General features: G+C 70.6%; 11 protein-coding genes. 6 read left to right on the forward strand and 5 right to left on the reverse strand.

Annotated features, from left to right (window positions below; translation table 11 throughout):
• Positions 1–40: 40 nt before the first annotated feature.
• Positions 41–1,768 carry a hypothetical protein gene (locus tag IEY84_RS03275; protein ID WP_183542147.1) on the reverse strand — a complete coding sequence of 576 codons (1,728 nt, stop codon included), beginning with the start codon at positions 1,766–1,768 and terminating at the stop codon, positions 41–43.
• A 315-nt stretch (positions 1,769–2,083) separates the two neighbouring features.
• Between IEY84_RS03275 and IEY84_RS03280 the strand changes: the two genes are divergently transcribed.
• Positions 2,084–2,632: a type III effector gene (locus tag IEY84_RS03280; protein ID WP_183542149.1), complete on the forward strand. Its 549-nt coding sequence runs from the start codon at positions 2,084–2,086 to the stop codon at positions 2,630–2,632.
• Between the two features lie 128 nt (positions 2,633–2,760).
• On the opposite strand, the gene IEY84_RS03285 is transcribed toward IEY84_RS03280, so the two are convergent.
• Positions 2,761–3,939: a Fic family protein gene (locus IEY84_RS03285; RefSeq protein ID WP_183542151.1), complete on the reverse strand. Its 1,179-nt coding sequence runs from the start codon at positions 3,937–3,939 to the stop codon at positions 2,761–2,763.
• Between the two features lie 110 nt (positions 3,940–4,049).
• On the opposite strand from IEY84_RS03285, the gene IEY84_RS03290 reads away from it, so the two are divergent.
• From IEY84_RS03290 to IEY84_RS03300, 3 genes are all read left to right on the forward strand, one after another.
• On the forward strand, positions 4,050–7,019 hold the full coding sequence (locus tag IEY84_RS03290; protein WP_183542153.1) for a hypothetical protein: 2,970 nt from the start codon (positions 4,050–4,052) through the stop codon (positions 7,017–7,019).
• Between the two features lie 9 nt (positions 7,020–7,028).
• Entirely contained in the window at positions 7,029–7,979 is a 951-nt protein-coding gene (locus tag IEY84_RS03295; RefSeq protein WP_183542154.1) for a metallophosphoesterase, read from the forward strand.
• Positions 7,980–8,070: 91 nt separating this feature from the next.
• Positions 8,071–9,324: a serine hydrolase domain-containing protein gene (locus tag IEY84_RS03300; RefSeq protein WP_183542156.1), complete on the forward strand. Its 1,254-nt coding sequence runs from the start codon at positions 8,071–8,073 to the stop codon at positions 9,322–9,324.
• 24 nt (positions 9,325–9,348) lie between these two features.
• Here the strand turns inward: IEY84_RS03300 and IEY84_RS03305 are convergent, their stop codons facing one another.
• Positions 9,349–9,984, reverse strand: a complete 636-nt coding sequence (locus tag IEY84_RS03305) for a response regulator (RefSeq protein WP_183542158.1) — start codon at positions 9,982–9,984, stop codon at positions 9,349–9,351.
• On the reverse strand, positions 9,977–11,212 hold the full coding sequence (locus tag IEY84_RS03310; protein ID WP_183542160.1) for a sensor histidine kinase: 1,236 nt from the start codon (positions 11,210–11,212) through the stop codon (positions 9,977–9,979). The genes IEY84_RS03305 and IEY84_RS03310 overlap by 8 nt, the downstream gene beginning before the upstream one ends.
• Positions 11,213–11,376: 164 nt before the next feature.
• Here IEY84_RS03310 and IEY84_RS03315 point away from each other — a divergent pair, with 164 nt between their 5' ends.
• Positions 11,377–12,366: an SMP-30/gluconolactonase/LRE family protein gene (locus IEY84_RS03315; protein WP_183542162.1), complete on the forward strand. Its 990-nt coding sequence runs from the start codon at positions 11,377–11,379 to the stop codon at positions 12,364–12,366.
• Positions 12,363–13,658, forward strand: coding sequence for an ankyrin repeat domain-containing protein (locus IEY84_RS03320; protein WP_183542164.1), 1,296 nt, complete (start codon positions 12,363–12,365; stop codon positions 13,656–13,658). Before IEY84_RS03315 ends, IEY84_RS03320 begins: the two co-directional genes overlap by 4 nt.
• A 200-nt stretch (positions 13,659–13,858) precedes the next feature.
• Here IEY84_RS03320 and IEY84_RS03325 read toward each other — a convergent pair whose 3' ends face one another.
• On the reverse strand, positions 13,859–14,470 hold the full coding sequence (locus IEY84_RS03325; protein ID WP_229788259.1) for an HNH endonuclease signature motif containing protein: 612 nt from the start codon (positions 14,468–14,470) through the stop codon (positions 13,859–13,861).
• Positions 14,471–14,535: the final 65 nt, after the last annotated feature.

A 14,535-nucleotide genomic window follows, 5' to 3' on the forward strand; every position in this document is an offset into this window, starting at 1 on the left:
CCGGGTCCTGCGGCGAGCATCGGATGAACCCTGGGAGGCGTCATCCTTGCACCTTGGCGCCCATGATCTCGCCGTAGTCGACCCCGATGACCGTCGGATCCCCCTGGTTCGGCACCGTCAGCGCGACCGTCACCGCGGTCCGGATCGAGAGGTTCTTGCCCGCCCGGCTGCGGAACTCGTCGTACGGCGGGTTCCACTCCCACTCGCCGTCCTGGCCGCCTACGGTGGAGTCGACGGTGAAGTCCAGGATCGCGAGCACTCCGTCGGGGGTCTGCACCACCCGCGTGCTGGTCTCGTCGAACGGCTCGGCGGTCGTCTTGACCATGTCGACACCCATGTCCGCGGCGTACGCGGCGATGTCGCTGCCCGGATCGGCCAGCGCCTTCGACCCGCCGAGACCAGCGATCCTCTTCTTGCCCTTCCTGGGCTTCTCCAGATAGGCGTCGATCTTGCCGGCCAGGTCCTGGACCTGCTTCATCGCTTCCGGGGAGGCCGGAGCAGCGCCCTCGATCTCGGGCGGGACCACCTTCTTCCTGACCGCGAGGCTGCTGCGTACCTTCCACGGCGAGAGCGCGTCCTGCTGCTCGTAGACCGCCATCCGGGTCAGCTTGGCCTTCTTGTCGCCCTTGACCTCGACCTCCACGACGGCCCACATCGGGTACTCGCTGAGCTGCACCGACCACACTCGCCCCGGAACCGCCACCCAGGTGGGCGCGCGATCCTGCAGATCGAAGCCCTTGCCCGCGGCAGAGGCGAGCTGGTCCTTTGCCAGGACCGGACCACTGTCCGCCTCTGCCCATGCCTCGGCCTTCCACTTCCCCGGCTGGTTGGCCTTGATCGCCTTGTTGTTGCGCTTGTTCCAGTCGGCGATGACCTCGTCCACGGCCTTCTTCTGCATGGAGACCTTGCTGGCCGTCGCCAGCTCCACCGAGGCCGGCATCGAACAACCGGCGAGCCCGAGACCGAGTACGCCGATGCCTGCTGCCGTTCGGAGGCGGCGGTAGAGACCTGGCGCCGGCGGGCGCTGGGCCGGGCCCGGGACGGGTCCCGAGGGGACCGCGACCGTCGGTGCGGTCGGGATCGCCCCCATCAGGGCGTGCGGGGCGTACCGGACCGGCGGCATCTGAGGCGGCTCCCACTGGTCCCTCCGCCCGCGTCCCGCGCGGAGCAGCAGGACCGCACCGAGGACGAGCAAGGTGCCGAGGCCGGCACCGACCAGCGCGGTCGCGAAGAGGCCGTCCAACCGGTAGCCGAAGGAGAGCTTGATCGGCGTACCGTTCCTGCTCGCTGCCAGGAACGAGACCGGCTCGCCCGCGAGCGTCACCTTCAGCTCCTGGGTGCCGGTGCCGGAGACGGACTCGTGCCACCACGGCGCCCCGGAGGCATCCGGCACCGGCTCCCCCGAACCCGCGGTGCCGCTCACCCTGGTCAACGGGGTCTTGGCGATCTCGACGGCGTTCGTGTCCTCGACGACGTCGAGCACGTCGACCGGATTGCCCACTCCGATGTACGTCTCCCCGGACCCCTGAACCCGAACGGTGACCGGAAGCTGGTCGAAGGCGAACGCCTCCGGCGTCGAGTACGCCGCGCCCTGGGCGATCGGGGTCTCCTTGCCCACCATCACGTCGTCCGGGCCGGTCGCGATGGCCAGCCCGGAACCGACCAGGAGCAGGGGCGCGCCGAGCAGCCCCAGGACGATCGCGGCCAGCGTGCCTCCTCGTCTCTGTCCGTGAGGAGGGGTCACGGGGGCGTACGTCGCCGAGCTCATCGAAGCCTTCCAAGTGGGGGTCCCGAGAAATAGGACGCGGCAATGTAGCGCGCATCGCCGTTGCCGGGAACCGATTTCCCAGCGGCCTCCGATGGCCCTTCGCGATGCCGACCGACCTCAGAACCGACGTCTCGAAGCCGCATGAAACGTTTACGTTTCCTTGGTAACCAAATTGCCGTGTCGGTGTGTGTATCCACCATTGGCTGTCCATAGCGTCGTCACGCGGACGTAGGCATGAAGAGGCTGCGGTTTCGTCTCGAATGCCCGCGCCCGATGAAGTTGTTTCGATTCGAAATTGACGACGAAAGGCAAGAAATGAGCAAGAAGACAGGGATGCTCCGCCGCGCCGCGGCGGTAGCCGCCTTCTCGGGTGTCGCCTTCGCACTGACGACCGGAGCCGCCACCGCGGCCCCGGTCACCGACGATGCCACCACCTCGGTCAGCACCTCGACCAACGACCTCTCGCCCTCGACGCAGAAGGCGTGGGACGACTTCATCATCGGCGGCTCCTTCCTCGCCGGCGGCCTCGCTCAGATGGTCAGCGGCGCCTGGATCGGTGCCCCGGGCACCCTGATGTCCGGTGCCACCGGCGCTCCGATGACCCCGGAGCAGCTGCAGGCCTGGGAAGACTGGAACGAGGGCGCGCACAAGGCCGGTATGGGCGCCGCGATGCTCGTCTCGGGTGCCTACATCGGCGCGCCGGGCTACATCTACGACAAGATCACCGCGGGTGCCACCCCGGCTGACCTTTCGCCCGCCGAGCTCGAGCAGGTCTCCTTCCTGATCCCGCAGGACAGCCCCGTGTTCGACGGTCTCCCGACCGAGCAGATCCCGAATCCGATGGCCCCGATGGGCTCGCTCTGAGCCATATCGGCTGAGGCAACGCGGCACAGCCGGTAGATCGTACCCACCACGTTCTGACCGGCACCGTCGCACAGCTGGCCCTGGAGTGCACTCGTGCACCCCAGGGCCAGCTGCCTTTTCAGGCACTCTCAGCCGTACGCCAGCGGTTCCTCGATCACGTCCATCACCGCTCTGGCGAGCCAGTAGTGGCTGCCGCCGCGGCCGGACCGGCCGGCCGGTTCGACCCACCCACGCCGCTCGGCGTCCTGGATCAGGTTGCGTGCGCCCTGGTTGGTCAGCCCGGTCGCGTCCTGCACACGCCTCACGGTCAGGTAGGGGTTGGCGAACAGGAGCGTGACCAGTCCGGAGAGGTTGGCGCGCGAGGTGGCCGCCTCGCCGAGATAGCTCTCCCGGAGCGCAACCAGACGCTCGGACCTGGTCGTGGCGTCCTCGGCCGAGCGCCGCACCGCGGTGAGGAAGAACTGCAACCACTCCTGCATCTCGCCGCGCTCCCGGACGCTCTGCAGCCGCTGGTAGTAGGTCTGGCGGTGGGCCTCGATGTAGCCGGAGAGGTAGAGCAGCGGCGTGGTCATCCGCCCCTCCTCCATCAGCATCAGGTTGATCAGCAGCCGCCCGATGCGCCCGTTGCCGTCGAGGAACGGGTGGATCGTCTCGAACTGGTAGTGCATCAGCGCGCACCGCACCAGCGTCGGGCTGAGGTCGGGGACGTTCACGTACGCCTCCCAGTCGGCGATCAGCTCCGGCAGGTCGGGCGGGAGGGGCGGGACGTACGCGGCCGTGGTGGGGTTGTCGGTCGGCGACCCGACCCAGACCGGGGTCCGCCGGAACTCGCCGGGGTGACGCTCGTGGCCTCGGACGCCGGTGAGCAGGGTCTTGTGGAGCTCCAGGACGAGTCGCTGGCTGAGCGGCCAGCTCTTGATGAGCTCGAAGCCCTGGCGGGTGGCGGCGAGGTAGGCATTGACCTCGGCGATGTCCTCGTTCCTCACCGACGCGGGGGCCGGCCGCCCGCCGGCCTCGGCCTGGAGGACCTCCTTGAGCGTGGTCTGGGTGCCCTCGATCCGCGAGGAGGCGACGGCCTCCTGGGTCAGGTACGGGCCGATGAGCAGCTCGGGATCCTGGATCAGCGCGCTCACCCCCTGCAGGCGCCCCAGGGCGGCGTCGGCATCCGAGAGCGCCTTCACGGTGAGCGGCTGCAACGGCAGGTCACGCGGGATGTACGCCGGTCGGTAGTACCAGTAGGCCCACTTGTTGCCCGGCTCCCTGGTCGCGCTGCCGAACTGTGGCGCGACGTACCTGTCGGGGTCCATGCCTGGTGAACTTACCACTCGAAAGGCAGGTGAGTTGGAAGTTGTCGAGGACTTCCAACTGACCCTTGGAAGCAGTCCGCCAACGTCCAACCGTCCCCTACGATCCACGCGTGACAACGCGCGCTAGAAGGGCACCGGCGATCTGGGTCGCCGCGCTCGTCCTCCTGCTGGCGGCCGGGTTCGTCCTCGCCACCCAGCTCTCCGGCTTCCTCGGGATCAGCGCCGAGCCGGTCACGGCGGCGCCGGAGACCCCGACGGTCGCGGCCTCGCGGACCGCGACCGCACCCACCGTCGGTCGAGTGCGGCTGGCCGGCGAGGACCAGGTGAACCCGCGGGTCCGGCGGGCGGCCGAGGCGTTCCAGCAGGCCGTCGACGACTCCGGCACCAAGGCCGACGGCACGCTCACCGTGCGGACCGGAGCCGACCTCGAAGCAGACCCGGAGGCCTATCGGGCCACGAGCGACGGCGCCGACATCCGGCTCGATGCCGCCGATGCGGCGGGTGCCGCCGCCGGCCTCTACCAGCTGGCCGACCGGGTACGCGCCGCTCGTCCGCTCCTTGCCCCCGGCGAGGACGGCGCGCTGCAGCAGCCGGATCTCTCGCTGCGCCTGGTCGACAAGGGTGCGGCCGGTGTCCCCGGGACCGCGGCCGACTGGCGGGCCGGCGACGAGTACTCCCACAACAGCGGTCAGTTCGCCGACGCGATCCTCTCGGACGCGCCCTACGTCGACACCGAAGCGCTCGCCGAGGACGCCGAGCAGTTCCGGACGTACGTCGATCATCAGCTCGCCCGCGGCTACAACGGCATCGTCATGCCCGGCTTCCTCGAGTACGTCACGTTCGACCGCTTCGGCGACGGCGACGAGATCTATCCGGACGAGGGAAGCCCGCACGTCGCCAGGGCGCACGCGATGCGCGAGCACTTCGGCCCGCTGTGGCAGTACGCCCACGACGCCGGGATGAAGGTCTACCTCAACACCGACATGCTCGCCCTGTCGACGCCCCTCCAGGACTACCTCGACGAGCACGGTCTCGGTGCCGAGGACCCGGAGCTCTGGGAGATCTACGCCGCCGGGCTCGAGGAACTCCTCACCGAGATGCCCTACATCGAGGGGCTGATGATCCGCATCGGCGAGGGTGGCCAGATCTATCAGCTCCCCGGCTGGGACTACTGGTCGCAGATCGCGGTGACGACGCCCACGGCGGTCAAGGCGATGCTCGACGCGTTCACGACCGTCGCCGAGCGTCAGGATCGCGAGATCATCTTCCGGACCTGGAGCGTCGGCGTCGGCGCGGTCGGCGACCTGCACACCAACCCCGCCTCGTACGAGAAGGTTCTCGGGGACGTGCACAGCGATGCGCTGATCGTCTCGACCAAGCACGTCGCCGGCGACTTCTACTCCTTCCTCCCGCTGAACCCGACCCTCGAGGTCGGCGGTCACCGGCGCATCGTCGAGATGCAGAGCCGGCGCGAGTTCGAGGGGTTCGGGGCGCTCCCGAACGACCTCGCCCCCGCCTACTCGGCCGCTCTGACCCGGCTGCTCGACGCCAACCCGAACATCGAGGGAGTGTGGGCCTGGAGCCAGGAGGGCGGTCCGATCCACGCTGGTCCACGCACGCTCTATCTGCGCGAGGGCTTCTGGCAGCTGTGGGACCTCAACTCGTACGCAGCCTCGCGGCTCGCCTGGGACACCTCGGCCGATCCGGGCGAGATCACCGCCGACTGGGCGCGCGCGACGTTCAGCTCGGACCCGGACACGGTGCGGGCGATCAGCGAGGCGATGGCACTCTCCCGCGAAGCCGTGCTCGACGGCCTCTACATCGAGCCGTTCGCCGAGAACCAGGTGCGCGCGCTCGGGCTCGAGATCCCGCCCCAGACGTGGCTGTTCGAGTGGGACATCGTCACCGGGGACACGGCCGTCCTCAGCAGCATCCATGCGATCAGCAAGGATCGGCTGGACGAGGCGGTGGAGGGCGGCCGGGACGCGATCGAGACGGCCGAGTCGATGCGGCGGATCGTCGCCGGGACCGATCCGGCGACCTGGCGCGATCCGGCGCTGCGCGCTGAGCTCCTCGCCTCGATCGACTACGAGATCAACCTGTTCCAGGTCCTCGGTGACTATCGCGCGATGACGATGTATCACGCCGAATGGCTCGACACGGGCTCGTCGCAGGCGCGCGAGCGGTGGCAGGCGGCGCGGGCGGCGTTCGAGAGATCGCGGGCCTCGCACGTGTCGACCTACGGTGCCGACCAGGCCCGGCCCGCCTTCCAGTTCACCGCCGCCGACATCGGTGCGCTGCGGGCCGACCGTGACCCGGCGATGGCCTGGCTCGCGCGCGGGCTGCTGCTGCTCTCCGTGGTCGGGCTGCTGCTGGTCAGGCCGCTGCGGACCGCTGTGACACGGCCCTGGCGGCTGGGCCGCGTCCTGCGGGAGAGACCGGTGCGAGGCTGGGAGCGGGTCGTCGTGCTGGTCCTGCCGCTCGTGGTGCTGGTGCTCGGCCGGTTGACGCTGACGTGGTTCGCGGCGCCGGCGCATCTGGTGGTGACCGTGGGCGCCTGGGTCCTGTTCGCACTGACGCTGCGGCTCCTGATCGGCCGCCGCGACGCCTTCGCGCTGTGGACGGTCCTCGGTGCGGTCGTGCTGGTCCGGTCGGTGATCCTGATGGCCGCTCTCGTCAACCGCGGGCCCGGCCGCTACTGGTACCTCTTCTGGGCCGAGCCCGGGCCGCGTACGTTCTACATCACCGTCGCGTTCGCCGGGTTCGGCCTGCTGTTCCTCGCCACCGCGCTGGCCCTGCGGAGCGCCTACGGCTTGACCCGGCGCGGGGCGGTCGGGCGCGTCCTGATCGCGGCCGGGGTCCCGCTCGTCGTCGGAGGCACGGGTGTCGCGCTGATGGGCACCGAGCGCGCCCTGACCGTCTGGAACGACCAGATGGCGCTCATCCCCTGGGGTCTCTCGCGCATCCTCGGCATCACCGTGCACCTCGGCATCCCGACGAGCCTGCCGTGGTTCGCGGTCGCCTGCGGGGCCGCCGCCGCGCTGGCCGGGTTGGCCCTCTCCCTGCGTCCGCGGAGCTAGTCTGACGAGGTGCAGTTCGGTCAGTATCCAGCCCCGCGCCACACCATCGCCCACCTCTCCGACCCCCACCTCTACGCCGGCGACCGGCGGATCTTCGGCACGGTGGATCCGGCCCCTGGGTTCGAGCGGGCGTTGGAGCGGCTGCGGGCGATGACCGTCCCGCCGCAGGCCATCGTCTTCACCGGCGACCTCGCCGACCTCGGTGAGCGCGACGCCTACCTACGCCTCCGGGAGCAGGTCGAACCGGTCGCCGCGGACCTCGGAGCCGAGATCGTCTGGGTGATGGGCAACCACGACGAGCGCGAGGTCTACTCCGAGGTGCTCTTCGGCGAGGCCTCGGACGAGCCGCAGGACCGGGTCTACGACATCGCCGGCCTACGGATCGTCGCCCTGGACACGACGGTGCCCGGGTGGCACCACGGTGAGATCACCGACGCCCAGCTGAACTGGCTGCGCGACGTGCTCGCCGAGCCGGCGCCGCACGGCACCCTGCTCGCGATGCATCACCCGCCGGTCCCGCTCCCCCTCAACGAGGCCAGCGTGATCATCGAGCTCGACGGCCAGGACCGGCTTGCTCCGGTGCTGGCCGGGACCGACGTACGTGCTGTTCTCGCAGGTCACCTGCACTACTCAACCAGCACGACCTTCGCCGGCATCCCGGTCTCGGTCGCCTCCGCGAGCTGCTACACCGCGGCGCCGGCGACCCTCGACCGCTACTCCGCCTCCGTCGACGGCCACCAGGCGATCTCGCTGGTCCACCTCTACGACGAGGATGCGGGCGGCGTCCCGGGAGCCCCGGTCGTCCACACCACCGTGCCGATCGGCGAGGCCCCTGAGGTCGCCGGCTTCCCCTCCTCGGTCCTCGAGAAGCTCGCGCCCATGACACCGGCCGAGCGCCGCGACCTCTTCTCCCGCAAGGGCAAGGCCGCCCGCGCCCTGCGGCGTCAGCTTCGAGGCTGACTCCGGTCGTTCCGATCTCCGACTCGAGGCTGATGTGGGCGCACACCCGCTCAGGCCAGGCTGGTGGCCACAGCCAATGACAGGAGCAGCCATGTCTCGGACCATCGTCCGCACCGGTGCCGCAGCGATCGCCGCGGTGCTTCTCCCTCTGACCGCCGTCCCCGCCGCGTACGCCGATCCGGCACCAGACCCGACGGCGAACTGGCAGGACCCCACCGCTCTGACCCGGGAGGCGACCGCGATCGCCGAGCGGGCGGCCGCCAAGCGGCAGGGATCGAGGGCGAAGTCGGCCGTTCCCGCCACCGCCGAGCTGGACGCCGCCGTCGATGCCCTCGTCGCCGACGGGGCCACGGGCGTCACCGCCCGCGTCGAGACGCCCGAGCTGGAGTGGTCGGGGGCCGGCGGCGTACGCGAGGCCGGCAAGGCGAAGGCGGCCAAGGACGGCGACCGCTTCCACATCGCCAGCAACACCAAGACGCTGATCGCGACCCTGGTCATGCAGGAGGTCGAACGCGGCACCTGGGCCCTGGACACCCCGGCCGACGACGTCCTGCCCGGGACCTTCCCGGCCGGCGTGACGATCGAGCACCTGCTCAGCCACCGCTCCGGCGCCCCCCGCGGCCCTGAGGAGCTGCTGCTGACCCGCATCGACGACCCCAGCTCGTGGGAGCAGTTCATCGATGCCGTCGGGCAGCACTACTCCGAGGCCGAGCACCTGGCCGCGATGCGCTCCGCCGGCTGGCTCTTCGAGCCCGGCACAGGTTTCTCCTACTCCAACTACGGGTACGTCGCGCTCGGCGTCATGCTCGAGAAGGAGACCGGTCAGGAGCTCGACGACCTGCTCCGCCGGCGCATCTTCAAGCCGGCCGGGGCGCACCGCTCCGACTACCCCGAGACCTCGCACAACCGCGGACCGTTCCTCGAGGGTGCGGTCATGACCGACCCGACCGGATGGCAGGCCCTGACCGACCTGGACCCGAGCGTCTTCCACGCCTCCGGCGCCGGGACCGGCACCACCCGCGATCTGGCCTCGCTCAACGAGGCGCTGCTGACCGGTGAGCTGGTCTCGCCGGCCTCGGTCGAGGCCATGCTGCCGCCGCTCGCGGGCAGCGCCGACCCGGCGTACGGCCTGGGCATCTATCGTGTCGACGACCCCTGCGTCGCCGGGGAATACCTCTACGGCCACGACGGCGCCCACTTCGGCACCCAGTCGATCAACTGGAGCTCGCGCGACGGAAGCCGCCAGATCACCCTCGCCTGGACCGGCCGCGACTACACCGGTGCCACCGAGCCGCCGTACGACCTCGGCCTCCTGCTGGAGCCGATGCTGCTGGCGACCTGCTGAGGCGCCGGGTGCCGTCGCCGGGCGTCAGGGGCGCAGGATGCGCCGCTCGATCGCCGTGGCGACGGCGCCGGCGCGGGTGTCGACGCCGAGCTTGGTGTAGATGTGGGAGAGGTGGGACTTGACCGTCGCCTCGCTGACCAGGAGCTCGCGGGCCATCTCCTTGTTGCCCAGGCCCTTGGCGAGCAACCGCAGGATCTCGACCTCTCGCGGGCTCACCTTCGGCGTCGGTGAGGCGGCCCGCTGGAGCAGCCGGGTGGCGACGGACGGCGCCAGCACCGTCTCGCCGCGTGCGGTGCCGCGGATCGCCCGGAACAGCTCCTCTGGCGGAGCGTCCTTCAGCAGATAGCCCGACGCACCGGCGTCGACGGCCTCGAGGACGTCGGCCTCGGTGTCGTACGTCGTCAGCACGAGCACCTGCGGCGGTTCCGGCAGCTCGCGGAGCAGCCGGGTGGTCTCGGCACCGCCCGGCCCCTCGCCGAGGCTGAGGTCCATCAGCACGACGTCCGGCTTCGTCTCGCCGACCACGACGACGGCCTGGGTCGAGTCGGCCGCCTCGCCGACGACGTCCAGGTCGTCCTGGGCGTCCACCAGGGCGCGTACGCCGGCCCGGACGACCGGATGGTCGTCGACCAGCACCACTCGGATGCGTTGTTCAGCCACGACGTTCCTCTCCCTGAGATGGTGTCTGTCCAGCCGCGAAAGAGGCCGCGACCACCGTGCCCTCGCCCGGGGCGCTCTCGACGACCAAGTCTCCACCCAGCAGGCGGGCGCGAGCCCGCATTCCGGCCAGGCCGTGTCCGCGCAGGCTGTCCGACTCGTCCTTGAGCTGGGCTGGATCGAACCCGGCGCCGTCGTCGCGTACGTCCAGGGCGACCCCGCCCTCGTGGAAGGTGAGGGAGACGACAGCGGTGGTTGCGCCGGCGTGCTCGGCGACGTTGGCGAAGGCGCCCCGCAACGTGCGTACGACGGCTGTCGCCACCCGCCCGCCGACCTCGTGCGGGTCGCCGTGGACGTGGACCGGGACGGTGAGCCCGGTGGTGGCGGCGACGTCGTCGGCCACCTGGCGTACGGCGGTGACCAGGGCCGATCCGCCGGTCAGCTCGGTGGGGGCGAGGTCGCGTACGACCCGCCGCGCCTCATCGAGCGAGGAGCGGGCCATCGTCGCCGCCTGATCGACATGGTCACGGGCGTCGGCCGGGCGCGACTCCCACTCCTGGTCGGCCGCCAGGAGCAGCAGGTTGATGCTGGTCAGCCCCTGGGCGACGCTGTCGTGGATCTCCCGGCTCAGCCGCGCCCGCTCGGCCACGACGCCAGCTCGACGCTCGGCGTCGGCGACCTCGTCCTGGGCCGCCTCGAGCTCTGCGAGGAGCGCACGCCTGGTGACCGCGTCACGCTCGAGCGCTCGGTAGGCGGTCACCGCGAGCACCGCGACGCAGACCGGGCCGAGCAGGACGGTCGGGTCGGCGAGACCGGTCATCCGGCTCCAGGCGACAGCGACGACCGCGACGAGGAACACCGTGACCGCCACCGCCCAGCGGAACGGCAGGACCCGCAGCGCCAGGAAGACCAGCGGCACCGCGGCCCACGAGAACGACGGCGCGATCAGCGCCAGCACGGTCCAGCAGGCGATCACGGCGGCCAGCCAGACGACCGCGGCCGTGCCCGTGAGTCGGCGGCCCGCGGCGTACGCGACCAGCAGGAGGACCGCACCGGGAAGGACCACCTCGGCCTGGTCACCGAGGCCGTGGCCCTGCAGATAGCGGGCGACCGAGGCGACGACGAGCACGACCAGCGAGATGTGCAGCCAGCGGTCGAGCATCGCCTGGCCGGCCAGGATCCCGCCGGCGGCAGGCCTCGGGGCTGGGGTGGGCGCGGCATCGGTCGACATGGTCTTCCCAGGCTAGGTCTTGAGCTGGCTGTCCGGCATCATCCGATCGGCTATCCGGGGTGTCGCCGGACGGCTATCCAGACGTCGCCGGTCACCCGATGTCCGGACCCCTCGTCGACAGCGATGGTTGATGCATCAGCTCGAACCACCTGAGGAGAACCATCATGCGTACGTCTCGAATCGCCGCCCTCGCCGGACTCGCCGGCATCGCCGCCACGGCCACCCTGTCCTTCACCGCTCTCGGCACCGCGGCCGGCGCCGCGGAGGGCAACGGCCGCCCCGCGAGCTACCTGCTCGAGGGTGACCCGTCCGCTCAGGGCGGCTCGAAGTTCGAGGGCATCGGCGTGGACCAGGAGTCCGGGCGGTTCTACGTCAGCGAGGTCACCGGCGGCGAGATCCAGCGTGGCTCCGCCGACCGGGCCCAGGCCGAGGAGTGGCTGGCCGGTGACGGCACCGACGGCCGCTACACCGCCCGCGGCATCACCGTCGACGACGAAGGCCGCGTCTACATCGCCGGTGGCCCGAACGGCACCGGCAACGACCGCCCCGACCTGTGGGTCTACAGCCCCGAGGGCGACCTGCTCGCCGCTCTTCGCGTTCCCGACAACAACGCGTTCCTCAACGACGTCGCGATCGGGCCGGACGGGGCTGCGTACTTCACGAACTCCAACGACCCGACGATCATCCGCGTCGCCGAAGGTGCGGACGGCTGGCAGGCCACCGAGTGGGCCGACGGCGGCTCGCTGATCACCCCGCAGGAGGGCTTCAACCTCGGTGGCATCGTGCTCAGCCAGGACCGTTCCGCGTTCGTGGTCGCCCAGGGCACCACCGGTCAGCTGTGGCGCTTCTCGATCGCCACCGGCGAGGTCAGCGAGATCGACACCGACGGCGCCGACCTGCGCAACGCCGACGGTCTGGTCCGCCAAGGCCGCGACCTCGCGGTGATCCGCAACTTCGACAAGCAGCTCGTGCACCTCGAGCTGAACCCGTCCGCCACCTCGGCGGAGTACGTCTCCTCGCGTGCCACCGACCCGGACCGCGTGCTCACGACCGGCAAGCTGCTCGACGGCCGGATGCTGCTCGTCGACAGCCACTTCGACGAGCAGACCGCGCAGGGTCCGTACGAGATCGTCACCGCCCGGATGCCGCGATGACCCTGCCCACATCGGTATGGCCGGCGCTGCGGTGGCCGGTGGCCGCCGCAGCGCTGGCCGTGCTTCTGGCAGGCTGCGGCGCAGCGCCGTCGGAGACCGCCGAACCGTCTCCTTCGAGCTCGCCGTCGAGCTCCGCCTCGAGCTCAGCGGCCGCGGCACCGAAGACGGCGAAGAGCACCCCCGACCCCGAGGAGCGACAGCGGATGAACGAGCAGCTGATCAAGGCCGCCTGGGACAACGACGTGGCGCGAGCCCGTGAGCTGATCCAGGCCGGCGCGGACGTGAACTACGCCGATGACAAGAAGGAGAGCGCCTACCTCATCGCCGCGAGCGAGGGCTACATCGACCTGCTCGATCTGACCCTCCGCAACGGCGCGGAGATCGACGCCAAGGACTCCTACGACGGCACCGCGCTGATCCGCGCCGCCGAGCGCGGCCACGCCGACATCGTGGGCCGGCTGGTGCAGGCCGGCATCGACCTGGACCACGTCAACAACCTGGGCTGGACCGCGCTGCACGAGGCGGTCGTGCTGGGTGATGACGGTCCGGACGCGGCCGACACCGTAAGGGTCCTCGTCGCGGCCGGCGTGGACGTCTCGGTCAAGGCGGGCCGGGACGGCAAGACCGCCCTCCAGCACGCCGAGGAGCGCGGCTTCGACGCGATCGTGTCGACGCTGCGTACGGCCTCGGCCGAGACCGCCGACGATGACCGGCAGCTCCTGCAGGCGGCGTCTTCGGGAGACACGGATTCGGCTGCCGCGGCGCTCCGCGGCGGCGCCGACCTGGAGGCACGCGACAGCAACCGGCGTACGCCGCTGCTGCTCGCGGTAACCGACGACCACCTCGAGACGGCCCGGCTGCTCGTGTTCCTCGGCGCCGACCCGGACGCCCTCGACGGCCAGCACGACACGCCCTGGCTGGTCACCGGTGTCACCGGGAGCGTCCCGATGGCCGAGCTCCTGCTCACCGTCGACCCGGACCTGACCGTACGCAACCGCTACGGCGGCATCTCGATCATCCCGGCCAGCGAGCGCGGCCATGCGGACTATGTCGCGCGGGTCGCGAAGACCGCCATCGATGTCAACCACGTCAACGACCTCGGCTGGACCGCGCTGCTCGAGGCCGTGATCCTGGGCGAGGGGTCCGACCGCTGGCAGCGCATCGTCCGCAGCCTGCTCGAGCACGGCGCCGACCCGAGCATCGCCGACCGTGACGGCGTGACCCCGCTCGAGCACGCCCGCAACCGCGGCTTCACCGAGATCGCCCACATCCTCGAACAGCACCGCGGTTGATCAGACCGGCTGATCGACGCCGCTGCCTCAGAGCCCGAGGCCCTGACCGGTTCCCCCGCCGGTCGGGGCCTCGATCCCAGCAGGCGGCCCTGGAGGTCACCCCGGCCATGGTCGCGCGGCGCAACCTCGGGATGTAGACCGGCCCGCCTTGATTGCCGGAGCGGGCCCGTCGTGGACCCGAATAGGGGTGAGTCCTCGGCCTATCTGCGTCGGGTGAACCGGATGTCGCCGCTGGGTAGGCGTTCGTGGAGGTAGGCCGAGTCGTGGGCGCGGTGATGGTGATGACTGCAAAGCAGGGCGGCGTTGTCGATGTCCGTCAGGCCACCTTGGCTCCAGGCGAGCCAGTGATGTGCTTCGGCCCAGGTCCCGGGGATGTCACACCCCTCGGCCTCACACGTTGCCGACCGCAGCAGGAGGGCACGGCGCTGGGCGGCGGTGAAGAATCGCTGCATCCGACCAAGATCGAGGACCTCGGAGGCACCGCCGAGGACGGCCGGGATGATGTTCGCGGTGCAGGCGAGCCGTCTGGCTTCGGCTGCGGTGATCGGGCTGCCGCCCACGATCTGGCCGATGCCGGCGTCCTTGCGGAGCTGGTCGAGGTCAACGGTCACGATCACCGTGGTCGCATCCCCACCATGGATCGGCAACCGGCTGGGGTCGAGGGTCTCCAGCATCTGGCAGAACGCTCGCCCAAGTCTGCGGTCGTAAGGCAGGTACTCGCCGGTCTCGGTGCGGGTGCCGTCATCACGCCGCGGCGAGGCGAACGCTTCGAGGTTGGTCGCGAGCCGGTCCGCGGCCGCATCCGGCACCACTGATTCGCCCTGGGTTTCGTTCCGTGATCTTTGACAGGATTGGGAACGATGCCGAAGAAGTACTC

This window comes from Nocardioides albus, from assembly GCF_014648255.1.
Classification (GTDB): Bacteria; Actinomycetota; Actinomycetes; order Propionibacteriales; family Nocardioidaceae; genus Nocardioides; species Nocardioides albus.

Excerpts from the sequence above, each read along its gene's own strand:
- IEY84_RS03275 (WP_183542147.1), bottom strand. The coding sequence starts at position 1,768 with ATGAGCTCGGCGACGTACGCCCCCGTGACCCCTCCTCACGGACAGAGA.
- IEY84_RS03280 (WP_183542149.1), top strand. The coding sequence starts at position 2,084 with ATGAGCAAGAAGACAGGGATGCTCCGCCGCGCCGCGGCGGTAGCCGCC.
- IEY84_RS03285 (WP_183542151.1), bottom strand. The coding sequence starts at position 3,939 with ATGGACCCCGACAGGTACGTCGCGCCACAGTTCGGCAGCGCGACCAGG.
- IEY84_RS03300 (WP_183542156.1), top strand. The coding sequence starts at position 8,071 with ATGTCTCGGACCATCGTCCGCACCGGTGCCGCAGCGATCGCCGCGGTG.
- IEY84_RS03310 (WP_183542160.1), bottom strand. The coding sequence starts at position 11,212 with ATGTCGACCGATGCCGCGCCCACCCCAGCCCCGAGGCCTGCCGCCGGC.
- IEY84_RS03315 (WP_183542162.1), top strand. The coding sequence starts at position 11,377 with ATGCGTACGTCTCGAATCGCCGCCCTCGCCGGACTCGCCGGCATCGCC.
- IEY84_RS03320 (WP_183542164.1), top strand. The coding sequence starts at position 12,363 with ATGACCCTGCCCACATCGGTATGGCCGGCGCTGCGGTGGCCGGTGGCC.